A 22,132-nucleotide genomic window follows, 5' to 3' on the forward strand; every position below is an offset into this window, starting at 1 on the left:
ATTAAAAGGAGATTGATATATATGCGTTTTGAAATTAATGGGAAAGAACATGAATTAAAACTTAATTATAAAGCAATTGCTGAGCTGAACAAAAAGTATAAAGGTGGCGCGCAAGAAGTTATCGGTTCTTGTTTGCAGGGTGATTTAGAGATGTTTGAAGACGCTGTTTACTTTGGACTACTGCATACAGATGAAGGAATTACTAGAGAACAAGTTGTTACTGAAATTGTAAAACAATTCGAAGCGGAGAAAATTTCACAAGAGTTCATTGATAAAGTTCTTAATGAAGTGGTAGCAGATAATTTTTTCTACAAAGCGACAACGAAGAAATTAAAAGCACGAATGAAGAAACAATTGGTAGCGAAGAATCCGGAACTGAAAGAGATGGCGGACGAGATGTACGGAACGGACGACGAACCGCAGACTTCTCTAGAGAAGAAATAGACAAGGTGCAGCAGGATGGATTTAGGTATTTAGGTTTATTGCCAAATGAGGTAATGAACCTGACTCCTCGTGAGTTTCAAAATATGATGACGGGGAGAAATGAACAATATCTAGATGAATTGCAAACCTATAGCATATTTGCTCTTATGATGCGATCGGTTTATCACAGTAATCCAAAGAAGAGTATGAAACCAAAAGATTTATTCGATAGATCTAAAATGGTTACTGATGAACAGAAGAAAAAATCTATTGAAAATCGCGCAAAACAGGCTGAGGAAGATATGCAATTCTTACAAAATCTCAACTTCGGTTGATTGAAAGGTAGGTGAGATTTTGGCGACACAAGAAGAATTAGTAGTACAATTTCGAGCTGAAACAGATCAGATACGAAGAGAAATGGCGGCTATGCAAAGTCAATTAAATGATTTTGTTAGAACGACAAACCGTACATCTCGGGAGTATCGACGAAGTATCGAAAATATGGGTGATGCGAATAGTGAATACAGTCAACGATTAAGGCAACTAAAAGCTGAACAACGGGAAGCTATGAGACCGCACATTGAAGAATTAAAACGGACGAAATTGGCATATCTGGATGCTGCTATGGGAATGGATACATATTCCGGTAGTGCTCAGGATTTAATTTCTCAGGTCAATGCAATCGGTACAGCTGAAAAAGCTGCTAACGATGCAATGATGGCGAATGATAGATTCATGCAAGCGAGTTTATTACAAACAATCGGTATGATGAACAATATGTCTACTACGTCTAGCAAACTACAGGCTAACTTACAACGCATGGGAAATCCATTGTATAACTTATCACGCGGTACATTAATGGCCACTAATGCAATGGAAAGGTTAGCAAATAGAAGTAGTGCAGCGCAGCTTGCTTTAGAGTTCTTAGGTCCGAACGCAAATGCTAAACAACTAAATGATCAGATACGAATTATTAACCAATCTATTATGGGGATGACGCAAGCCTTCTTAGTTGTTGGTATTAGTGCTGTGCTATTTTATGGTAAGTTACATCAAGCTAATATGGAAATGAACCCTAAATATGCAGAAGCGTATAAAAATATGATGGAGTCGTTAACGAAAGCACTACAGCCGATGAGAGATGCCTTTGCAGCTCTAATGATTCCGATTTTTAATTTCGTCAACGCTATGGCGAAAATGGTTATAGCGTTTAATGAAGCGCATCCAGCCTTAGCGAAATTCATTCAAGGGACAATGATGCTTGTTCCAGCCTTAACTCTCCTATTGCTGCCATTGGGTGCAGGAATGGGATTATTAATGGGTTATAGAGCAGCGTTTGCTGCATTATGGATGGTTATCAAACCTGCTGTTCTTGTATTAGCAATGGCCAGTCCTGTAGCATGGGCTCTTGCAGCAGCAATATCAGGATTGGCGGTAGGTTTCGCATATGCTTACAAAAACATTGAACCGTTTAGGAATGCTATTAACAATACGTTAAATACAATAAAAGCTTTTTGGCAAATCATTAGTGGTAATGCGGATGCTGGTAATCAGTTATTGAAATCTCTGGGTTTCAGTAACGAAACAATACAAGCAATTAATGATTTTGTTAACAAAATCAAAGAAGCATTAAACTCAATGAAAAACGCTATTGTACAGGCATTCCATGGTGATTTTTCTGGATTAACCGAAGTATTCAAAACGATATTCCCATCTATATTAGCTATTTTGATTGGTGGTATCCCAGGTTTAATTATTGGGATCAGTACTATGTTCGCTAGAATGACAGAAGCCACTGGTGTTGGTGGCACTCAAATGGTTAGTAAGTTTGGAGAAATTCTAAATAACTTAGTTTTAGGATTAACGAGCTTTGTAACAACTCAATTACCTGTTTTTTTAGAACAAGGAATTAAAATAATCACTGGAATTGTGCAAGGGGTCACACAAGCATTACCGCAAATTATAGCTGCCGTTTTGCAAATCATTACAACGTTTATAACAGGTATCACAACGCTGTTACCGCAGATTATAACGATTGGTATTTCCTTGATACAAACACTTGTCACTGCAATCATAACAGCTTTGCCAGTGATTATTGAAGCAGCGGTGCAAATTATAAACGCACTTGTTCAAGGGATTACACAAATGTTACCTATGATTATACAGTCAGCAATTCAAATAATAACAATGTTCATTCAAACGATAATCCCTATGATTCCTATGTTGATAGATGCAGGGATTCAGATTTTAATGGCTTTAGTGAATGGTATTATTCAAATTTTACCTCAGTTAATTGATGCGGCTATTCAAATAATGACGACATTACTTAATGCAATAGTTGAAAATTTACCATTAATCATTGATGCAGGAATACAAGTTTTAAATTCGTTAATTGAAGGTATCATGCAAGTATTACCTCAAATTATAGATGCTGTGATGCAGATTATCACTAAATTCACTGAGGTTGTTATTCAAAATCTACCGCAAATTATTGAATCAGGAATGCAAATTTTAATAAAACTGGTAGACGGGATTATTAAAATGCTTCCTCAGATTGTAGATGCGGTTATTAAAATAATTACGAAGTTTACTGAGGTTATAGTTCAAAATTTACCGCAAATTATTGATGCAGGTGTGCAAATATTAACTAAATTAATAGACGGGATAATTAAAGTACTTCCTCAGTTAGTTGCAGCTGGAATTAGACTTATGGCTGAACTATTAAAAGCAATAATTCAACATTTACCAGAGTTACTTTCTGCTGGTGTGGAATTAATTGGCGCACTGATTGATGGAATTATAAGTTTAGTTGGAGAGGTATTTAGTTCCGGGGTTGAAATAGGTAGTCAACTTTTAGAATCTTTAGGGGATGTTGATTTATTTGAAATTGGTGCGAATATCATCCAAGGACTAATTAACGGTATTGGTTCAATGGCAAGTGCGGCTTGGGAAGCTGCTAAAGACGTGGCTTCCAGCGTAAAAGGCGCAGTAACAGATTTCTTAGGTATCCATTCTCCTTCCCGTGTCATGAGAGATATGGGGGTTTACGTAGGACAAGGTTTAGTAAAAGGTATCAATTCTATGGAGAATCCAGTCTTTAAAGCGGCTAGGGAGATGGCAGTAGCGGTAAAGGATTCGTTTGATACATTATCAGAAGGAGTAGTGCTTGGCGATGTTTCAATGGGGACTGTATCTGGACCTTCAATCCCTATGGTTTCAGCAGGTTATAAAACACCTTCTAGTATTTCGAACGTGACGTCTACTTCAGGATTTGGTGGACAAACTTTAAGCAGGTCAACAACCGAGTCTCAAACTCTAAATAATGTACAAAATACTACTCCTGCTGTTATTGAGAATGTAATTGTTATTGATAGCACTGAAGTAGTAAGAGCGATCGGAGATAAAATTGATGTGGATCAAGGGAAACGAATTGTAAATCAATCATTTGTTATGGGACAAAAGGGAGGATGGTGATGAAATGACTGAAGTAATCACATTAGGAACAACAGTGCAAACATTAAACGGAAAAAAGTATGTATTAGAAGAACTAGGCATCATGACAAGAGACTTTAATCCGCAGTCACCATCGCCTGTTCATAACTTTGAGAATGTAGAAAATAGAAATGGAACTATCGATAGAGGAACAGTTTATGGTCAACGTACAATAAACTGTTCCTTTTATTTTAAAGCAGTTGATATGTGGGATTATGCGTTACTGCGAGATGAGGTATTTCGTCTGTTTGATAGTAGAGAAGCTTTTTATATTATAGATCAACGAAATCCGGGTAAGCGATGGCTTGTTAAGTGCAATGCATCCTATAACATTGAGCAAAATTGGAAATATGGATTCTTTGAAATTGATTTTGTAACTGTAAAACTACCATTTGCAGAATCAGTTGGAAAAACTACAGATCCTTTTACTTTTGATTCAAACCTTTGGCAAGTTGGACAAGGTTTAATTGCAGAAGATATAAAGTATCATCATACTACTACGTCTTTTCGAATTTATAATGCTGGTGATGTAACCGTTGATCCGAGATCTATGGGCTTGAAAATAAAGTACAAAGGCAAATCTAATAATCTGACTATAAAAAATAACACTACCGGTGATATTTGGAATTATACAGGTGTTACAACGACATTGAACGATGTTATTACTTTAGATGGCGTCAGAGCATATCGAAATGTACTAGGAAGTATTTTTAAAAATACGAATTGGGGATTAATCACATTAAAACCTGGATGGAATGACTTTGTGTTAACTGGCACAACAGATGCTTTTGAAGTAGAGTTTGATTTCCAATTCCATTATTTGTAGGTGAAGTTATGTTATTAGTCACAGGAATAAATGGACAAACAGAGATGCTTTGCGACTTCAAGGAAGTAAGAAGAAAACGAAGAGTCAATGGAGAACACTCTCTTAATTTCTATCAACTAAACACCCCAGAAGCAGCACATGCTTATAAATTGCTAGGTGAACGTTCTAAAGTAACAATTCCCGAAACAGGCGATGAATATATTGTACTTGGTATATCTAAAGTAGGACACTATGGAAAAAGAATTAATGCAATGCATGTATTTCTTGATGATTTTATCAGTCAACATAAATATGAATTACTGAACGGAACCATTAACTTTAAACAATTCTGCGACTTCTTATTTGTTGGTAGTGGATGGACATACATTATAAACGGTGCATTTGCCCCACAACGTTTTGAAAACGTCGGGAGAGATTCTAAGCTTGCATTGCTGCAAAAAGGATTAGAAAGGTATAAAGCTGAGTTTTCCATTGATAACAAAAATAAAGTTATTACATTTAAAAATGAGATAGGCAAGACTACAGAATCACAGTTTAGATATGGACATAATTTGCAGACTTTCAATGAAGAAACGGACATGTCAAACTTTTGCACAGTTATTCGAGGGTTTGGAAAAAGAGATGACGAGACAGAGTTTTCTGTTGAATATAAATCACCACTAGCAAGTGTATACGGTGAAATTCATCAAAAGTCGATTGATGATGATCGTTATAAGTATGAGAGCTCTTTATTGGAAGCATGTAAAAATAATTTAAACGATACACCTCTAACGAAATTTAATGTATCTGTTTCAGATTTATACGAAAATGGTTTGCAAATGCATCCATACGATTATGGCGACTATGTGTATATGCTTTATGAAGAGGCGGATGTAACTGTTCTGATACGAATCGTTGAGGTTATTGATGACCCAGTGAATAATAGTATTTCGCCAACATTTGAACTATCAACTTTTAAAACGTTACGAACCGCAAGCGCAATTCAAGCTCAATTCCAACAGACTCAAAGGGATATCCAACAGTTGATGGATGATGAAGGTAATTTAAGCTTAGCGCTAAAACGCTTGTACATGACCACAGAAACATTTGCTGATAACACTGGCGTTTGGTATATAGATCCTAATGATAAAAATAGATACGTCCATATTGGTGCAGGAGGCCTCGATGTTCATCGTGGTCTTATTCGTGTTGAGAGGGAAGATGGCTTTGCGACAATTATTGGTGGTGCTATCCAGTATGGTTTTGATATTGCAGGTCACTATCCACCGTATCGCGGGATTAACGTGGAAGAAGATGGTTGGTGGTTAACATCTACCCATGATGTCTTAGATAATTGCCAATTCTACACTTTTGAACATAAAACAAGATATGTTAAATTGGCGGCACAAATATTCACCGAAGCTGGCGGTGAAGTTGAAATTGCGATAGTTGATGGTGATGGCAGCACTATAAGAAGTAGAGCTACATCGACTCAATCATCACCGCCTAATCAAAACAATGGTGTTGAACTTATATATGATTTGGGTGTCCCAAATGGTGAATTAGAAGCCTTTTATTTACGAATGAGAAATAAAGTAGCAGGAAAGAAAGCCTACGCGCGGATATTCCGTGTTTGGTTAGAAGGCTAATAGAGAAGTATTAAAAAACGAATTTTATATAAAAGGAGGAACGTAACTTGTATAAACTGAAGCGTTGGTTTAATAGCTGGACAGATAGAGATTTTAGAAATAATACAAATGAAAATTGGACAATTGTTGAAACTGTATTGAATTTCTTGAAGTCTTTCGTTACCAAAGTAGAAACCGATGCAAATAAACGTATCGATAACCTAGTTATCAATGCCGTCGGAGATAGTAATGCTGAAGTTGTAGATTCTAGAGTTGACGCTGAAGGTATCGTTCATCCTACCGCTAAAAACAGGCAGGACGCTGACTATAAGTGTTTAAAAAATGATCTTAGAACTAGAGGAGTAAATGTTACTTGGTTTGGCGCGATTGGTGATGGTGAGACAGATAGCACAACAGCATTCCTGACTGCTGAAGTAAATAACCCAGGCGTACCGATATTTTGCCCACCTGGCGTCTATATGGCGAAAGGGGATGATTTACGCGGTTGGTACTATGGTCTTGGAGCTGTTGTGCATGTTAAAGAGCGAGAAAAATTTAATGAATCAATCCCGCCAAGTCAGCGAACAGGGGTAAGAATTGTTGTTTTAAGCTCAATCCCGCAGCCTATATTGAACGAATTTAATAGTCGCAATTCAGGTGTAAACGTTGGGTTGGATGCCTACGCGAATACTGCAAGTGGCGAATATGCGCTAAAAGAATTAAAAAGTGGCAAACAAAATACGGCTATGGGATTCCAATCTCAGGAGAATAATGCGGATCAGTATTCGAATGTCTCAATTGGTAGTGGATCGCTTTCGAGAGGGAAGTTTTATACCCGTTCATTAGCAGTAGGTAATAATGCAATGAAATGGGCAGGTATTCAAGATCCTATTGTTTCGCGGCATGAACTTTGGTTAAACGAAAAAGATCAGAAAAACATTTGGAATATACCAGGAACAGATCATTACCTCCTAAAGCAAATGAATCCTAATGTAGAAAAACTCATTCAGCCAATCGGATATCCAGCACCTCCTGGTGCAGAAATCGTTAATCCCGGTGGAGGATTTCCGGCCGCAACTTCTTCCTCGCAAGTATCAGGTAATACAGCAGCAGGAAGAAACGCACTACTTCAATTGGTAAGAGGTTCGCAAAATACAGCTATGGGATATCAAGCTTTATCAAGGTCATATTTAACAGATCGATGTACGGCACTAGGAGCTTTCGCTCTAGCTAATGCTTTGGCAGGTAAAGATAATATTGCTGTTGGGCGTAATGCATCTAAGTATCTTCAAGATGGTTATAAAAACGTCATTTTAGGTAATAATGCGATGGGTTATTCAGTTCATGGTAACCGTAACATTGCAATTGGACATCAAGCATTGCAAAAGAATAAAGGGGTTAATAATTTCATCAACACAATTATTGGGACCTACGCAGCGCAAAATAAAACAGACGGTGAAGCAAACGTAATGATTGGTACACGTGCTGGTTTAAATAGTGGTGCTGGCGCTCGGAATGTAATGGTCGGGACAGAAGCGGGAGCAAACTATACAGGATCTAATAGCATTATCATTGGTAACAAGGCGAATCCAACAACTAATCAAGACCGATTACTTTGGATTGATTATGGTAACGATGCAAATGAGACACCTTTTATCTATGGTGATATGGCAAATAACATTATGAATGTTCGTGCAAACCTGAGACCAGATAAAGACGTATCACAGGCGTTGGGTACTCCTAGCCGCCGCTGGAAAGCGTTGTATGCAGAAACAAGTACAATCAATACATCAGATGAACGCGAAAAGCAACAAATTGGCGAAATACCAGATATTTGGTTAGATGCTTGGAGCGAAGTTAACTTTTGTTGTTACAAGTTTAATAGTGATGTATCTGTCAAAGGTGAATCGGCAGCGCTTTGGCATGTCGGAGTTATAGCACAACGCATAGATGAAGTGTTTAAAAAATACGAATTAGATGCACTTAAAATCGGCATTCTCACATACGATGAATGGCCTGCTGAGTACATTAACGTGGTGGACGAAAGTGGGAAAATCACTGGTGAAAAGATAGAACTAACCCCAGCAGGTAGCCGATACGGTATTAGAGCGGATGAGTGTCAGTTTTTAGAGATGGCTTTAATGCGTAGAGAATTTAAAAAAATACAGGCACAACAAAACACAGAAGGAGGGACAGTAATTGAAAGTTAAAATTAATGGATTTGAAATTCAAGGGACAGTTGAAGAAATTAAAGCGATCATTTGTAACCATGAAAAAATACGAAGATTTAATGATGATGTCCTATCCACCTAAACGTAATTGGATATGTAAGAAGTGTGGAGCAAAAGGAATAACTGTTATTAGTATTCCTAATAGAAATAAAGAAACGTTTGGAGAGATTAAAAAGATGTTTGAATTATAACAAAAGAGCAGCTAGCAAACGCTAACTGCTCACTGGGTTGTCAAATAGAATCCAATATTGTTATGTTATTTATCTTTTAGCAAAAATAGTCCTTTTTGTAATTTAACTAAGTTTTTATTAGAAATCTTGTTATTATTTTCAAGAGCATGCAATAAATCCTGAATAAACGCTACATTATCTACAACGACAGGCGTATGTTTCTTTTGGCTAGAATTGATAATAATTGTGCTACTTTTTACTTTCTCTACAATAAAATTTTGGAAGTTTAATATTTCGGTAAATTGATCATCACCTAATCCGGTATAGAAGTAAATAGTTGTATTCTTATGCGTACCATTCTTATATAGTTCGGGATTATAAAAAATGTCATCTAATTGTTTCTCTAAACTTGTATCTGGTTTTGGGAAAAACAAACTTTTATATTTATTCATATACTTATTAATATACTTTATTGAGTTAATTTGCGGGACAACGGAGAATACAGTCGTAATTTTAGGATTTAAAAGACCATATAATAACGCTCCTGTCCCACCTTTACTACTACCAAATGTAATAACCTCTTTATAATGGTGTTGCTCAATAAATTCAGATAGTTGGTGATTAAACTCTTCTATTATATCTTTTCCGGAGTCAATCATGTACCATCCATAGCTATCAGAGAAAAAATCTTCTAAAAAAAGGTAATCTGTTTCTTTATTTGTCGCTATTTTTATCCAATTATATCTTTGATGATATAGTGCAACTTCTTCTCTACTTGCTTGTTTTAATAAAATTTTATCTAAAATATGATCTGGTATACGACCAGCTGATTGAAAAATAATTGTTAACTTCGGGCTGTTGTTATTAATTAATTTACCTTGAATCATTAAAATCCCTACTTTTTTTAGTTAATTAAATTGATTTTACTAGATATGATTATGTCATATTAAAAATGAAAATTTATGTGATATTAGAAATACCATAAGAAATTCAATTATATAGCAATATGTAATGTTTGGAAAACCTTTTAAAAATATATAAATAAAATATAATTCTTATAATAAGACAGGCAAATTAAATATAGCCTTTTTAAAATTGCTACAATAAAATATATACAATAATATTGTTTAGTGAATTAAATTCAATTTATGAAAATTTTTCTAGGAGGATTTACTAACATGAATCTTAAGAAGGTAGCAACTATATCTATTGCAATAAATATTACATTGTTGCTAGTTGGCGGTTATTTTGTTTATTCAAATGTAATTGGTGAAAAAAAGGCAATCTTATCTCCAGAATACAAGATAGAATCGTCTGAAGCTTCGTCAGCTACAAGTGATAGCAATGGCGATCAAAGAGAGCATTCTCCATCATACAAAGTGCGTACCTCTATATTCAACAAGGCTACATCTGTAGACACTGGAGTCGTGTTTTTAGGTGATAGTATAACTAATTTTAACGAGTGGGGAGAAGCTTTTCCATACGTTAAGACATATAATCGTGGAATTAGTGGAGATACAACTGTTGGTGTAATGAAGCGTTTAAATCAAATTGTTGCTTTAAAGCCATCTAAAGTATTTATTATGATTGGAATTAATGACTTAGGAGCTAAAACCCCAAAAGAGGAGATATTAAGAAACTATAATGCTATTCTTGGAAAAATGAAATCAGAGTTACCAGATACAAAGATATTCATTGAAAGCATACTTCCAACTAAACCTTTAGCTAAAGCTAAAAAGTTAAGCAATGAAGACATCAATTGGCTGAATATAGAACTTGAAAAAGTCGCTAAAGAAAATGGACATACTTTTATTGACTTACATCATCTATTTACAGATAAAGAAGGTCAATTAAAAGAAGAATGGACAGTTGACGGAGTCCACATAACGGGTGATGGTTATAAGGCATGGGAAGATAAAATAAAGAAATATGTTTATCGCTAATAGGTCTTTAAATAAAATACGGATTTTACAACAAAACGAAGCGTGCTTATAGCAGGCTTTTTTATTTTTAGAAAAGGAGCTGAACCCATGCAAGAAATTCAAGATTTAAAGCAAGAGATCCAACAAATTAAGTCAGATCAAAAGGATATGCAACGTGACATTCGCAATCTAGAGACACGTACTACAGTCAATGAAAAGGACATTGTAAATATAAATAAGCTTCTTGATAAAATCAGTGCCAATACTACATGGATTTTACGTCTCATTGTAGGCGGGCTAATCGGAGCAGCACTCACTTTCTTAATGAAGGGAGGTGGCATGTAATATGTCAAAAGAGAATATCAAAAAACGACTCCGCAATTGGAAGACCTGGATTGCGGTTTTTTCTTTGCTTGGATTTTTGTTTACGAAATTCGGGGTGCCAGAAGCTAAGACTTTCTTAGATGAACTGGCACCTTTTTTATTATCTGTTGGTATCGCTTTAGGTATTTGGTCAGATCATGATGGCAATCAAAAAGGAGATGTTGAATAATGGGTTGTTTCGCAGGGTCAGGTGGCCACAATAAAATTGTACCAGGTGCAAATAGTCAATATGGAATTGAGCATGTGGAGGACAGACGTTTCTTGGATGCAGTAGCAAGTTATGTACAGGCAGCAGGATGGAAATATGTTAACTGTTCTGATGAAGTAGGAACAACAAAAACCGCAGTGTGGAGTAACGCAGCAGACAATCACTTACGAGTAAAAGATAGTGATGTAGATTGTCAGTTTCATTTAAATGCTTCTCCAGGTGGTACAGGTTGTGAAGTTTGGTTACATCCTTCATATGGTAATAGAGAATTAGCAGCCAAGATTTCTAAAGTAATGGCCGATGCTTTTGGATTAAGAGATCGAGGGATTAAATTTTCTACTGAGTTAGGATGGATTAATAAAACAAAAACAGGATTATTACCTGAAATTTGCTTTATTGATAATGAAACGGATATGCAAAAGTATCGTGCTAATTTTGATAAAGCAGCCAAGGCAGTAGCGGAGGTTATTGTGGGGAGATCCATTCAATCTTCTGGTACAAGTCAATCTATCGCACCATCTAAACAAAATGTCATCCAAACTGGCGCTTTTTCACCATATGAAACTCCTGATGTAATGGGCGCTTTAAATTCTTTGAAAATGACAGCGGACTTCAAATTACAATCTAATGGATTAACGTATTTTGTTACAGAACCAACTAGCGATGCGCAATTAAATGGTATGAAAGGTTGGTTGGATAAAAAAGGTTGGTGGTATGAAGTTAAATAAAAATAAGAGCCGTCCATTGGGCGGCTTATTTTATATTTTTATGGTAATAATCATGATCATCCTTATCTCCACCAATACCATCCCCATCAAAATCTTCTGTATAAGGATTATTGTTATATTCTTCAGTATCGTTGTCGCCAAAGAAGGCGCTGATCATTCCAAATATCCCGAAACCTATAAGTAAGATTATTACTAGTAAACATCCTGCCCCCAAAAACATAGTGAAATTATCTCCATTTTCTTTCGGCTTAGTATTGTTTTCCATAAGTATTCCCCCATCCCAAATTGTTAAATTTATGTATCTAATGTGTATTATAATCTTATTCAATAACAAATGGTTGGTATTCCCACGCAAAAAAGCTGACTGAAATCAGTCAGCTATATTCACTAATTCATCAAACTTAAATTCGGTATTCAAACCAAATGCATCCGTACAATATACCGTTTTTGTCATCGGTTCGATATGTAATACATTTATGTACATGTTGCTAATATGTCCATCACGGTAATATGAAATATCGATTTCTTCTTTAGTTTGCATCGAGTAAATAAGACTGCGCTCAAGCTGCTCTCTCATATCTTCAGTAACAATAGGTTTAGGTAATTTGTTCAAATCCTCAAGTATTCCGCGAATTTTGTGACTTGAATCATAAATTTGCCACGATAGGAACCATTTACTTGCCGTAAACGGTTGTTATATGGGGAGTATTTTTATAATTTTGGAAGCATAACCTCGCCATAGATTCTATATTGAACCATAAGCTTGCCAAAATAACTAATAAAAATACCCCATTTGATTCCTGATAATAGCCTATTTACTCACTCCCAACGTATATCTCGGATAATTCACGCGAGATATACTACTATTTGAAGAATCATAAGCTTGTCGTTTGGCAAAGTTATGGTTCAAATCACAAATTTCTTCATGTTGTTCTGGTATTGAAGCGAAAGGCTGCCACTTCACCATACCTCTCCCGCGTAACTTTGGTGTTCCCCAATTTTCAATATCCATGATGATCCCCCGATTCGTGCGATTTATGTTCATTATACACGAACGTTTGTTCTTTTGAAAGTGTAAAAATAGCCCCGATTTTACGAAGCTACATCCAAAATTCATTTTCATTTATGTTTTTTCCTAACTTCTTCAGTCCCCTTGTTATTTGGGATATAGTCGAAAATTTAGGTGTGTATTCTTTATCATTACATACTTTTGAAATAGTACCTCTGCTCAACTTAGCAGCCTTCTCTAATTCCCCTTGTGTGATTCCTTGTTTATCTAACCACTTACCAAATTTACTACGTTTTTTGCCTAATCCAAACACCTTTACCACCTCATGAATAGCTTGCCCTTTTCGTCATTTTTTTAAACGCGAGAAAAAAACTGACATAAAGACCAAACAGTACACAATACTTTTTACCATACCAAACAAATTACGATTTACGGTTCCAGATTAATAGCCTTTTAAAACTTCGTTTCACCTATTCCAAATAGAATTCGTTCACAGAATACTGTTTCAGACATGACAAAATTAGTATTTTCAACGATTCATAGTTGTTTTTATCTCTTCTAATCTTCAGGGACTATTCTTGCAGAATACAGAAAGAAGGGTGGTGTAAGTTTGTGATATTCGAGTTAGTAAGTTCAGCTACAGTTGGTGGTGTAGTCTTTCTATCAAAAATGCATCAAAAAGGAGCTACGACCGATGCCTCTAAAATTCAAAGAATCTGTGCAAACTGCGGATTAAAAGTAAAAGAAGGAAAAGAGACCAGGACTATACAGTTACTTCGCAAAACGAGAAATGATTGGGGAGTTGAATATGCGTATAGGATTCCGCTCGGTCTTAGTTTCTCCGATTTCGAGCAAAAGATGCAACATTTAGAGGATGGATTAAACCACAAGAGCAAAGTTTATGATTTCAAACTACAAGACTTCAAATCTCTCCGACTGCGAAAAGATATTTTAAAGCAAATACAAAACATCATAAACAAGAAAAAACTCGTTAGAAAGGAAATTGAGCTGTCTTACGATGGGTTACTTAAAATACGAGTTTATGAGAAAGGAATTCCTGATTTCGTTAAATTTGAAGAGGATATGATGAAGCAATGTAGAGGTTGGGAGGTTCCAATTGGTTATACGAGGGATGGATTGGTAAAACATGACTTTGATCAACTTTCGCACATGATCTCAGCCGGCATGACGGACATGGGTAAATCGAATGTATTAAAACTTATAATTACATCCCTAGTTCGTAACCAATCAGAAAATACAAAGTTATTCCTTATAGATTTGAAGGGTGGTCTCTCTTTTAACCGATATAGATTCTTAAACCAGGTCGAATCAATTGCGAAGAACCCAGAGGAAGCCCTTGAAACTCTAAGGGAATTGCAAGATAAACTGAATGCTAGAAACGAATACTTACTAGAAAAAGGATACGAAGACATAAAAGAAGCCGGGGATCCAGTACGATACTTTGTCATTGTAGATGAAGCAGCCGACATGACACCATATCAGGAATGCAGAGACATCATTGTTGATATAGGTCGCCGTGGCAGGGCAGCGGGATTTCGCTTGGTATATGCGACGCAGTACCCAACAAATGAAGCTTTACCATCGCAATTAAGGCAAAACATAGGCGCTCGTATTTGCTTTAGATTACAGACAGAAGCAGGGAGCCGTGCCGTTTTAGATGAGGGCGGCGCAGAGAGTCTTCCTAACATAAAGGGAAGGGCTATATACCAAACGAATGAAAAGAAGGTCCTACAGACAGTTTATATCGATAATAAGCAGATTGATAACATCATAAAGCCACACATCAACATAAGAGCGAGGAAGGAGCATGAAGATGCAAAAACTAGCCATGAAGGAAGCGAGAACGGAAAGTATACTCTTGAGCTTGAAGAAACTCGGCTTTCTTAGTAGAAAGCAAATTCAGGTCCTACATGACCTCGGTGGTGACAGGAATGCTTCGCGTGTGATGAAGAGTCTTGAAGAATATGTGTCTAGCTTTAGGGATGGGGAAAAGGTATATTATCTCAACAAAGAAGGGCGCGAACGTATCGGAAGTAAGAAAATACTCAAGCGTTCTAATCAATTTCGCCATTACATCATGCGAAATGATATCTACATCGCTTACGAATGCCCGAAAACGTGGAAGCAGGAAGTGAAAATGAATGTAAAAGGTATCGTTTCTATAATTGCAGATGCGCTATTCACGGATAATGGCCGTTATCACATTGTAGAGGTGGATCATGAGCAAAAGATGAGCGCGAACCGAATTAAAATGCAGAAGTATCGCAAATTGATTGAATGCAAGGTATTTGAGAATCCACCAAAATTTATTTGGTACACCACGACGGAATACCGCAGGAAGAACCTACAAAAGCTTTGCGAGGGATTGGATTGTAACATCTTTACAGTTACTGATTTCCATTAAAAATAGGGAGATGGTCCATATGGCAGCAGAGACAATGAGCATCAAAGATTTTATGGATGGTAACTACGGGACAAAGAAAAAGTGGAGTTTGTTCAAAAAGAAAGCAAAAAAATACGCACCTGTCGCAGTGCGCATTTCATTAGTAATCGGTAGTGCTATTATATTCAGCAACATTATAGATATTCCTCATGTATTTGCTGATGGGAATAATCCAGATGTAAATGAAGTGTTTAAAGACGTACAGTCCAACGATGGAGCAATAAAAAATTATATTGATGGCCAATTATATAACCGTATTGTAAACGCATTTGAGCCTGTTATTTTCTTGATTAAAGCGGTGTCTTATCCGATTGCTAGTGTAGTCGCTTTATGTGGAGGTTTATTCATTATGGTTGGTAGCCAAGAACGAGGATTTTCGTTAATAAGTCGCGCAGGGATTGGTTATATTGTAGTTCAAATGATTCCGCTATTTATGAGATTATTAGTTGAAATTGCAAAGGCTATATAGATTCATTTTGTTATATTAAATATATCAAGTGTCAATATTTTACTATATAATTGTAACATCATATAACGTTGGGGAAGGTTGTTCAGGTATGGAAAGAAATATTTTTTTGGATGTTGAGAAAATAACAATATATTTAGGGTTAGCAATAGTTGGTTTAGGCTTATGGAATGCTACAGGAGCTGCAAATATTAGTTCTCCATTAGTGACTGGTATTTCAGCATCAGGGTTGTGTTTGACCCTAGCAGACTTTTTTAAAAACAGATATGATAATTCGAATAATAAATTCTATCTCTTTATTGATAGTTTATTGTATATTTTAGCGACAATGAGTATATTAGTTTACCCGAATTCTAAGCTTATCACATCATTAGATAAAGATACTCTTGATTCAATAAGCACTACAGCAAGTCTTTTAGCATTAGGTTTTGTATATATAACTATTGGATTTAGTAATAAAAAGGCTATAGTAACAAGGGAAAGAGAAAGACTTGAAGAGGAATACAAAAGACTTAAAGGCATGCAAGACATAATTGAAAATAATAAATCACTTTTACAAAAGGAAGAAGAAAAGCATGAAAGAATAATGAAATTATTGACAGATTTGTCTGGTGATTTTAAAGAGTTAGAGAAGAGAGTTAATGAATTGAATAGAAATGCTGAAAAAAGCCCTGTATAAACAGAAACAGGGCTTTTTATAATTTTCTTGTTTCAAATGTAACGACTCTATTTAATCCAGAATTGCCACCATTTCTTTTTCTCCTGCGCTGCAACTAACATCTTTTTAGTCTCTTGTTGTTCGCGAATCGTTTGCATGAGTAATTCGTCATGGCTCTTTAAACGTTCACCAAGACGTTCCTCTGCCGATTGTATTTGCTCTTTCATATGCTGCTGAATTTCTTCTTTAAGTTCTTGTTTAATCTCCTCTACAAGCTCGGATTTCAACTCATCCTTCCAACTATTTAATGCCAGTTTTTTTAATTCCTCTAGGGCTTTTTCACGATCATTATCTCTAATAAGAGGCGCAGGAACAGTCCCCGTTCCACCATTCCTATCTTCCGAACTGTATTCTTCAGCAATAACTTTAGCAGCCATAGAACGTGTCGTTCCAGCGTTCCCAATAAGGGATTGAAACTTTCGCAATGCAATCAAGTCATGTTCCGTGAAAGCTCGGTTCTCTCTGTTCTTTCCGTCCTTAACTTTGATGAATTTGTATCCGTTCTTCTCTAGTTCCAAACACCATTTACGTAAATAGCTGTCACTTATACCAAGAGTCTCAGCAACTTCCTTTGTCCAATAAGATTTTTCTAATGAGTCACGATTCCCGTTCCACTGTTCCTGATCCATTTGTATCCGTTCCCCCTTTCGTTCCTATTGCAACATTCTCCCTAAGAATCTACAATCCTCCCTAAAAACTCTTGATAATAAAAAAAGACAAGCATTAAGCTTGTCCTCTTATAGAGAGTACGTCGTTTAGGTCATTTTGTTCATTTGAATTCAATTTATTAGTGATATAGTAATCTAACATTTCATCAATAAGTTCATAATTTTTCATGTCTTTCATTGTGCAAATGGCTTTCATTTTATTAAGTGTTTCAAGTGATACTTTTATATTTTTTCTGTCTGATGCCGGCAATGAATTCTTTTTCTGCGGCTTAGAATCTTTTTGAATAGGCGTCACAGTCACTAAGTATTGTTTATCCAAATTACCCACTCCTATTTAATATTTTATCTCAAACTGTTAAAACAATTTTTTGTATTATATATAGAAAAAGTGGAAATATAGAAATATCCCTTTATAGGAATAGGGATATTTCTATATTTTTTAAACCTCTGTTAAGAGCTTGAATTTCCTTTTCTGTTCAGGTGTTAGATCGTTTTCTATATAACGATCTATAAGTAAGTCGATGATCTCATATGTGAATTTTGTGTTCGTAAGTTTCATTAATACTTCAAGTTCTTCTTTTGATTGATTAGAAATTTTAATACTACCTTGCTGGTTTTTAAATTTCTTTTTCGTTTCAGTTTTTTCGTTTCTTTTTTCTTTTCGAGTTACTTGTTTTTCTTCTGTCTTAGGTTGAGAAGGAGCAGCTGGTACTTCATTGTTCTCCACTACAGCTTGTCCTTGCTCTGGTACATAGGGTTCAGTAGGTTCAAAGTTACTTTTCTTTCTACCTAACAAACCAGGAGTTCGCGCCATTTTACACACCAACCTTCATTTTTTCGAACATATCAATACGAGACAACAATTCATCACTAATCGTTTCGTATAGTTCAATTACATTCATATCATGTCTATCTTTTTCAGTAATACCATTTACATCAAATCGCTTAATACGTTCCATTTGCGGGACAATGTTTTTGAATAGGTTTTCTTCACCGAAAATTTCACGAGCATTTTCCATGATATACTCGTCAACCTTACCGTTGTTTTTTAATAGGACAGGAAGAACGCCAACTACTTCAATATCAAGATCATATTGTTCTTTTAACTTAATAAGTTCATTAATATAGTTCTCGGCACCAGTAAGAGACCGTTCTTGTGTTTGCAGAGCAATTAGAACATAATCAGAAGCTACAACTGCATTTTTTGTAACTTCTAGTGACATAGGAGGTACGTCGATAAATATGTAATCGTATTTATGCTTTATCTTTTCAAGTAATCCTTTAAAGTAATGATCTTCCTCAGCTTCCGAAGAACAATTTTTATAAAGAAATTTTGCGAAGTCCTGAAAATCAACATAAGAAGGAAGTAAATGCAAATTATCCATAATTTCCACTTCTAAGCCGTCTAGGTTTCCCTCTTGTATTCCTTTCATTAATGTTTTTTCAACAGTAACAATTTCATCAGGATTAAGGATTGATTTTGTTAACATTAAAGACTTGGTTGCGTTACTTTGTGGATCAAGGTCAACAAGTAATGTACGCTTGCCTTTTTTAGCAAATTCATAAGAGTTCAATACAGCATTAGTGGTTTTACCGACTCCACCTTTGTAATTACCTACCGTAATTGTAATAGCCATTTTTAACACTCCAGTTATATTATTTGAAATTTCCCTATATCCCTTTATAGAAATAGGGAAAAATAGAAATAGGGAATTAGGGATATTTCTAACTATAGAAATAGGGATATTTCTATATCTTTATAGAAATTATAACAATGATATTGAGGTTATGCAATAGAATCATAGAGTTAGAAATTAATAACATAAACGTTGATATTAAGAGGTTTTATTTGTAATCAAGTCGGAGAAATATAAGGAAAATACATATCATTTAATATTGAAGATAGAAGGAGCAAAAATAACTAAAATAGGGAAATATAGATATAGGGAAAAAGGGAAATATCCCTATATCTATAAGTGGAAATAGGGAAATAGGGAAATAGGGATATTATTCGTAAAGTGCGCAAATTCGCTGTTTACAAAGGGTAATGCTTGTTGTAACGTAGTAAACAACAAGCAACATTCTACAAAACAAAACATAATTTGATATTTTACATAAACGAAGATCCATACAACAATTGAATATGAACACAAAACAAAAAGCCACTCCCTGTGCTATTGGCGCCAACCATTAGCGGGAATGACTTGGTTCTAGTAAGTGTACCACCACTTAACTAGAAAGAACTGTATTAACCCACAGTATTTACGTTTAAGTAGTGCACCAACACTAACCTTAAACAACTATGCCTTTTCACGAGGCTTCTTTGATATACCCATTTTATCATTGTTTGGATAAATATCAACTAGTAAATACTAGTTTTGATTATTTTCTAGTCCAAAAGATATATAACGGGCATCTCTAATCCTAGAAGTCTTGTGAATGTACAGGCCATTTAGGAATTTGGGATGCCTTTTTGTTTTTGTTCGCGTGGAATTGCCTGATACCACGTAAATAAAAACTGATAAGCCGTAATTCCGTGCTTCTATATAGAGGGAACGTGTTACGGCGTGGCTAGCTGTTGGTCGTGCAGGGGGTACAAAGTATACGCCTACAAAAACAGCACCCCTCATTGGAATCCTGTTCTTCTGGTGAGGGTGGGCGAGAACTTGCCCAGGGACGATTCTCTAAAAGGTTCGGGTGGTTATCGTTAGCATTACGGTGCTAGGGAGTACATTCAGTTTGTCGTGTAGGGACGATATTACAAGGACAAGCCATAGTAAAAGGATGTATGCGGTGAAGATCGCTGAGTGAACGGGGTCTATACATACGGATACCTTATAAGTGACCGCATGGCGAAAACAAGACGCTTATCCATCTATTTTGATTGATTACTTTTTTGTAGTCTTTCAAAGTAGGGGATAAATCTGCCTTCCAGCCGTGTTCCATAATCGTTCCCACATGATAAAAACCCTCAAGATCTTCAGTCAAGATTAAATTCGAAGAAAAGCAGAAAAATATAAGATTGTTTAAGCTCTAGGAGAACTACTCGCTAAGATAGAGGAATAAATAAAGGAATTTACTACTTACTTAGTTAGTTAGTTAGAGGATAAGGGGATGGATGATAGAATAGGTCTTATTGCTGAATTAGGTTTTACACATCAGATATAGTACGTGAAATTTAAGAAAAACAGATTATAAAATTAACGTGTGAATATAATAAGTTATTTAAATGCCGTGTTATTATAGGTGTAATCTATAAATATAAAAAGAGGTGCGAAATGTCTGGTGATTTAAAAGGCAATATAAATCAGAAAAATGATAGAGGATTTGATGTTAGCTGGTTATTTTTATTTTTGGCTATAGTATCTCCTTTCATGGGATTATTGTTAATAAAAGGATTTTCATTCAAGTTTGATGATTTAGGTACTTATGGGGACTTCCTTGGGGGTTCAACTATTCCATTCTTGACTATTTTTACGATGTTCTTTATTTATAGAACTTACAAACTTCAACATGAACAACTTAAAACACAACAAAGAGAGTTGTCCTTACTCCAAAAAGAAATGGAAAGCACAAAGGAAACATTGCAAGAACAAAGTAAAACCGCTAAGATGCAGCGATTTGAAAACTCATTTTTTATACAAATTGACGAGCTGAGAAAATCTAAAGTAGAAGCGGTAGCATATTTAAAAATGGCTTTTGGTGAGACTTATTATACATTTAATGAATGGATGGGATCTATTACGCTATGTATTGACAAATCTATGATAAATTCTCTGAAAGACCCATCTAAAAAGCTTCCTGGAGAAAATGAAGTAGATAAATATTTTGACGAATATGGCGACTTATTATCTGCTGCTATAGATGAAAGCGGAATATATGATAACGATGTAATTCCTTCATTTTTTAGTAGTGTTAATCGGAGTTTGCGATTAATTTATGAATATAAAAATAGTATGGATACCTGGGAAGTAGATTTCTATTTAGATTATTTATATCAAGAAATTGGTAGGGAATCTATTAACATTATACTGTATGGCATATGTATGAATAAACAAATGGTTTCAATTGCACAAGACTTAACTTTTAATAAATTTGCTGATGTAAATTATAAGTATGCTCGAAGACAAGATTTTCGTTTTATTAACTACGTATTACATGATAACCCTGATTATTCTATTGTTAAAGATAAATAAGTACGCATAAAAACCTCACTATTTTCATAAGATGGTGAGGTTTTTTATGCATAAAGAAAAGACACCCTAAGGTGCCTTCCTCCGACTTGATAGAAATATTATATATCCTTCTTTTCGCTTGAGTTTCACAAGTTCGTCAGTAGGTTAGAACCTATAAGAAGGAATGGCTGTCATAAATGTGATGATGCTTGCGCTAGTAGCGTATGTTAGATTTAAAAAGTTACTAATTTTTGTCATAGGCTTCACTCCCTTAAAATCACGAATAATACAAAAAGCGGAATATAAAATGATTAATAAGCCAGTCATCATCAGCAATGGTAAGCCAATTCCATTGGACACATGTGTGTTTCGACAATTCTATTATATCATAATTTTCCTTATTCATTCCATAAAGAAAAGGCACCCTAAGGTGCCTTCCTCCGACTTGAACCACTTTAATTTTATATAAATATACACGTATTACCCCTTTGTTATACGTGTAAACACATCCTATAAAACAGAATCGTCTATATACACCAGATTGTTAGTTCACAAAGCACAAGAGATTTGAGATCAGTATTAGAGTGACGCCACACCTCTTATAATTATTGATATGTACGCCTTTCAAAAGAATCTGCTTT

24 protein-coding genes are annotated in these 22,132 nt (G+C 35.4%); 15 read left to right on the plus strand and 9 right to left on the minus strand.

The genetic code is table 11. The annotated features are described in order from the left end of the window. Nucleotides 1-21 precede the first annotated feature (21 nt). The 6 genes from F8162_RS00835 to F8162_RS00860 are packed head-to-tail and all read left to right on the plus strand — an operon-like array spanning nucleotide 22 to nucleotide 8,558. Nucleotides 22-444: a tail assembly chaperone gene (locus F8162_RS00835; protein ID WP_151582672.1), complete on the plus strand. Its 423-nt coding sequence runs from the start codon at nucleotides 22-24 to the stop codon at nucleotides 442-444. Between the two features lie 53 nt (nucleotides 445-497). After that, the gene (locus tag F8162_RS00840) at nucleotides 498-758 is read left to right on the plus strand and encodes a hypothetical protein (RefSeq protein ID WP_151582708.1); all 261 of its coding nucleotides are present in this window, start codon (nucleotides 498-500) and stop codon (nucleotides 756-758) included. A gap of 19 nt (nucleotides 759-777) precedes the next feature. After that, entirely contained in the window at nucleotides 778-3,897 is a 3,120-nt protein-coding gene (locus tag F8162_RS00845) for a carbamoyl-phosphate synthase (RefSeq protein WP_151582674.1), read from the plus strand. Between the two features lie 4 nt (nucleotides 3,898-3,901). Next, entirely contained in the window at nucleotides 3,902-4,741 is an 840-nt protein-coding gene (locus tag F8162_RS00850) for a phage tail family protein (RefSeq protein ID WP_151582676.1), read from the plus strand. 8 nt (nucleotides 4,742-4,749) lie between these two features. Next, nucleotides 4,750-6,369, plus strand: coding sequence for a phage tail protein (locus F8162_RS00855; RefSeq protein WP_151582678.1), 1,620 nt, complete (start codon nucleotides 4,750-4,752; stop codon nucleotides 6,367-6,369). Nucleotides 6,370-6,416: 47 nt separating this feature from the next. Continuing rightward, nucleotides 6,417-8,558, plus strand: a complete 2,142-nt coding sequence (locus F8162_RS00860; RefSeq protein ID WP_151582680.1) for a tail fiber domain-containing protein — start codon at nucleotides 6,417-6,419, stop codon at nucleotides 8,556-8,558. A 277-nt stretch (nucleotides 8,559-8,835) separates the two neighbouring features. On the opposite strand, the gene F8162_RS00865 is transcribed toward F8162_RS00860, so the two are convergent. Further along, nucleotides 8,836-9,636 carry a hypothetical protein gene (locus tag F8162_RS00865; RefSeq protein ID WP_151582682.1) on the minus strand — a complete coding sequence of 267 codons (801 nt, stop codon included), beginning with the start codon at nucleotides 9,634-9,636 and terminating at the stop codon, nucleotides 8,836-8,838. 291 nt (nucleotides 9,637-9,927) lie between these two features. On the opposite strand from F8162_RS00865, the gene F8162_RS00870 reads away from it, so the two are divergent. The 4 genes from F8162_RS00870 (at nucleotide 9,928) to F8162_RS00885 (ending at nucleotide 11,991) form a co-directional block, all read left to right on the plus strand. Then, nucleotides 9,928-10,692: an SGNH/GDSL hydrolase family protein gene (locus F8162_RS00870; protein ID WP_151582684.1), complete on the plus strand. Its 765-nt coding sequence runs from the start codon at nucleotides 9,928-9,930 to the stop codon at nucleotides 10,690-10,692. 87 nt (nucleotides 10,693-10,779) lie between these two features. Further along, nucleotides 10,780-11,016 carry a hemolysin XhlA family protein gene (locus F8162_RS00875; RefSeq protein WP_151582686.1) on the plus strand — a complete coding sequence of 79 codons (237 nt, stop codon included), beginning with the start codon at nucleotides 10,780-10,782 and terminating at the stop codon, nucleotides 11,014-11,016. Nucleotide 11,017: 1 nt separating this feature from the next. After that, nucleotides 11,018-11,224 (plus strand): hypothetical protein, encoded by a 207-nt coding sequence (locus tag F8162_RS00880; RefSeq protein ID WP_151582688.1) that lies wholly within the window; start codon nucleotides 11,018-11,020, stop codon nucleotides 11,222-11,224. Beyond that, complete coding sequence (locus F8162_RS00885; protein WP_151582690.1) at nucleotides 11,224-11,991, plus strand: N-acetylmuramoyl-L-alanine amidase C-terminal domain-containing protein; 768 nt, start codon at nucleotides 11,224-11,226, stop codon at nucleotides 11,989-11,991. Before F8162_RS00880 ends, F8162_RS00885 begins: the two co-directional genes overlap by 1 nt. Before the next feature lie 25 nt (nucleotides 11,992-12,016). Here the strand turns inward: F8162_RS00885 and F8162_RS00890 are convergent, their stop codons facing one another. The 4 genes from F8162_RS00890 to F8162_RS00905 form a co-directional block, all read right to left on the minus strand. Beyond that, nucleotides 12,017-12,256, minus strand: coding sequence for a hypothetical protein (locus F8162_RS00890; protein WP_225990127.1), 240 nt, complete (start codon nucleotides 12,254-12,256; stop codon nucleotides 12,017-12,019). Between the two features lie 105 nt (nucleotides 12,257-12,361). Beyond that, on the minus strand, nucleotides 12,362-12,646 hold the full coding sequence (locus tag F8162_RS00895; RefSeq protein ID WP_151582692.1) for a YolD-like family protein: 285 nt from the start codon (nucleotides 12,644-12,646) through the stop codon (nucleotides 12,362-12,364). A gap of 156 nt (nucleotides 12,647-12,802) precedes the next feature. After that, complete coding sequence (locus tag F8162_RS29390; protein WP_413226525.1) at nucleotides 12,803-13,003, minus strand: hypothetical protein; 201 nt, start codon at nucleotides 13,001-13,003, stop codon at nucleotides 12,803-12,805. Between the two features lie 88 nt (nucleotides 13,004-13,091). Further along, nucleotides 13,092-13,313 carry a helix-turn-helix domain-containing protein gene (locus F8162_RS00905; RefSeq protein WP_000467326.1) on the minus strand — a complete coding sequence of 74 codons (222 nt, stop codon included), beginning with the start codon at nucleotides 13,311-13,313 and terminating at the stop codon, nucleotides 13,092-13,094. A gap of 299 nt (nucleotides 13,314-13,612) precedes the next feature. On the opposite strand from F8162_RS00905, the gene F8162_RS00910 reads away from it, so the two are divergent. The 4 genes from F8162_RS00910 to F8162_RS00925 all read left to right on the plus strand — a co-directional run bounded on the left by F8162_RS00910 (nucleotide 13,613) and on the right by F8162_RS00925 (nucleotide 16,609). Continuing rightward, nucleotides 13,613-14,908, plus strand: coding sequence for an FtsK/SpoIIIE domain-containing protein (locus F8162_RS00910; protein WP_151582694.1), 1,296 nt, complete (start codon nucleotides 13,613-13,615; stop codon nucleotides 14,906-14,908). Continuing rightward, nucleotides 14,880-15,425, plus strand: coding sequence for a replication-relaxation family protein (locus F8162_RS00915; protein WP_318826070.1), 546 nt, complete (start codon nucleotides 14,880-14,882; stop codon nucleotides 15,423-15,425). The genes F8162_RS00910 and F8162_RS00915 overlap by 29 nt, the downstream gene beginning before the upstream one ends. Before the next feature lie 19 nt (nucleotides 15,426-15,444). Beyond that, nucleotides 15,445-15,933, plus strand: coding sequence for a hypothetical protein (locus F8162_RS00920; protein WP_151582696.1), 489 nt, complete (start codon nucleotides 15,445-15,447; stop codon nucleotides 15,931-15,933). Nucleotides 15,934-16,021: 88 nt separating this feature from the next. Beyond that, complete coding sequence (locus F8162_RS00925) at nucleotides 16,022-16,609, plus strand: hypothetical protein (RefSeq protein WP_151582698.1); 588 nt, start codon at nucleotides 16,022-16,024, stop codon at nucleotides 16,607-16,609. 47 nt (nucleotides 16,610-16,656) lie between these two features. Here the strand turns inward: F8162_RS00925 and F8162_RS00930 are convergent, their stop codons facing one another. From F8162_RS00930 to F8162_RS00945, 4 genes are all read right to left on the minus strand, one after another. Beyond that, a complete protein-coding gene (locus F8162_RS00930) occupies nucleotides 16,657-17,277 on the minus strand; it encodes a DUF3967 domain-containing protein (protein WP_151582700.1) in 621 nt (206 codons plus the stop codon). 94 nt (nucleotides 17,278-17,371) lie between these two features. Continuing rightward, entirely contained in the window at nucleotides 17,372-17,635 is a 264-nt protein-coding gene (locus tag F8162_RS00935; RefSeq protein ID WP_151582702.1) for a hypothetical protein, read from the minus strand. Between the two features lie 120 nt (nucleotides 17,636-17,755). Further along, the gene (locus tag F8162_RS00940) at nucleotides 17,756-18,130 is read right to left on the minus strand and encodes a hypothetical protein (RefSeq protein ID WP_151582704.1); all 375 of its coding nucleotides are present in this window, start codon (nucleotides 18,128-18,130) and stop codon (nucleotides 17,756-17,758) included. A gap of 1 nt (nucleotide 18,131) precedes the next feature. Further along, entirely contained in the window at nucleotides 18,132-18,953 is an 822-nt protein-coding gene (locus F8162_RS00945; protein WP_070169464.1) for a ParA family protein, read from the minus strand. A gap of 1,641 nt (nucleotides 18,954-20,594) precedes the next feature. On the opposite strand from F8162_RS00945, the gene F8162_RS00950 reads away from it, so the two are divergent. Continuing rightward, nucleotides 20,595-21,512, plus strand: a complete 918-nt coding sequence (locus F8162_RS00950; protein WP_151582706.1) for a hypothetical protein — start codon at nucleotides 20,595-20,597, stop codon at nucleotides 21,510-21,512. The last annotated feature ends 620 nt before the right edge of the window (nucleotides 21,513-22,132 follow it).

Origin of the sequence: Bacillus sp. CH140a_4T (genome assembly GCF_008923725.1) — a bacterium.
Taxonomy (GTDB): domain Bacteria; phylum Bacillota; class Bacilli; order Bacillales; family Bacillaceae_G; genus Bacillus_A.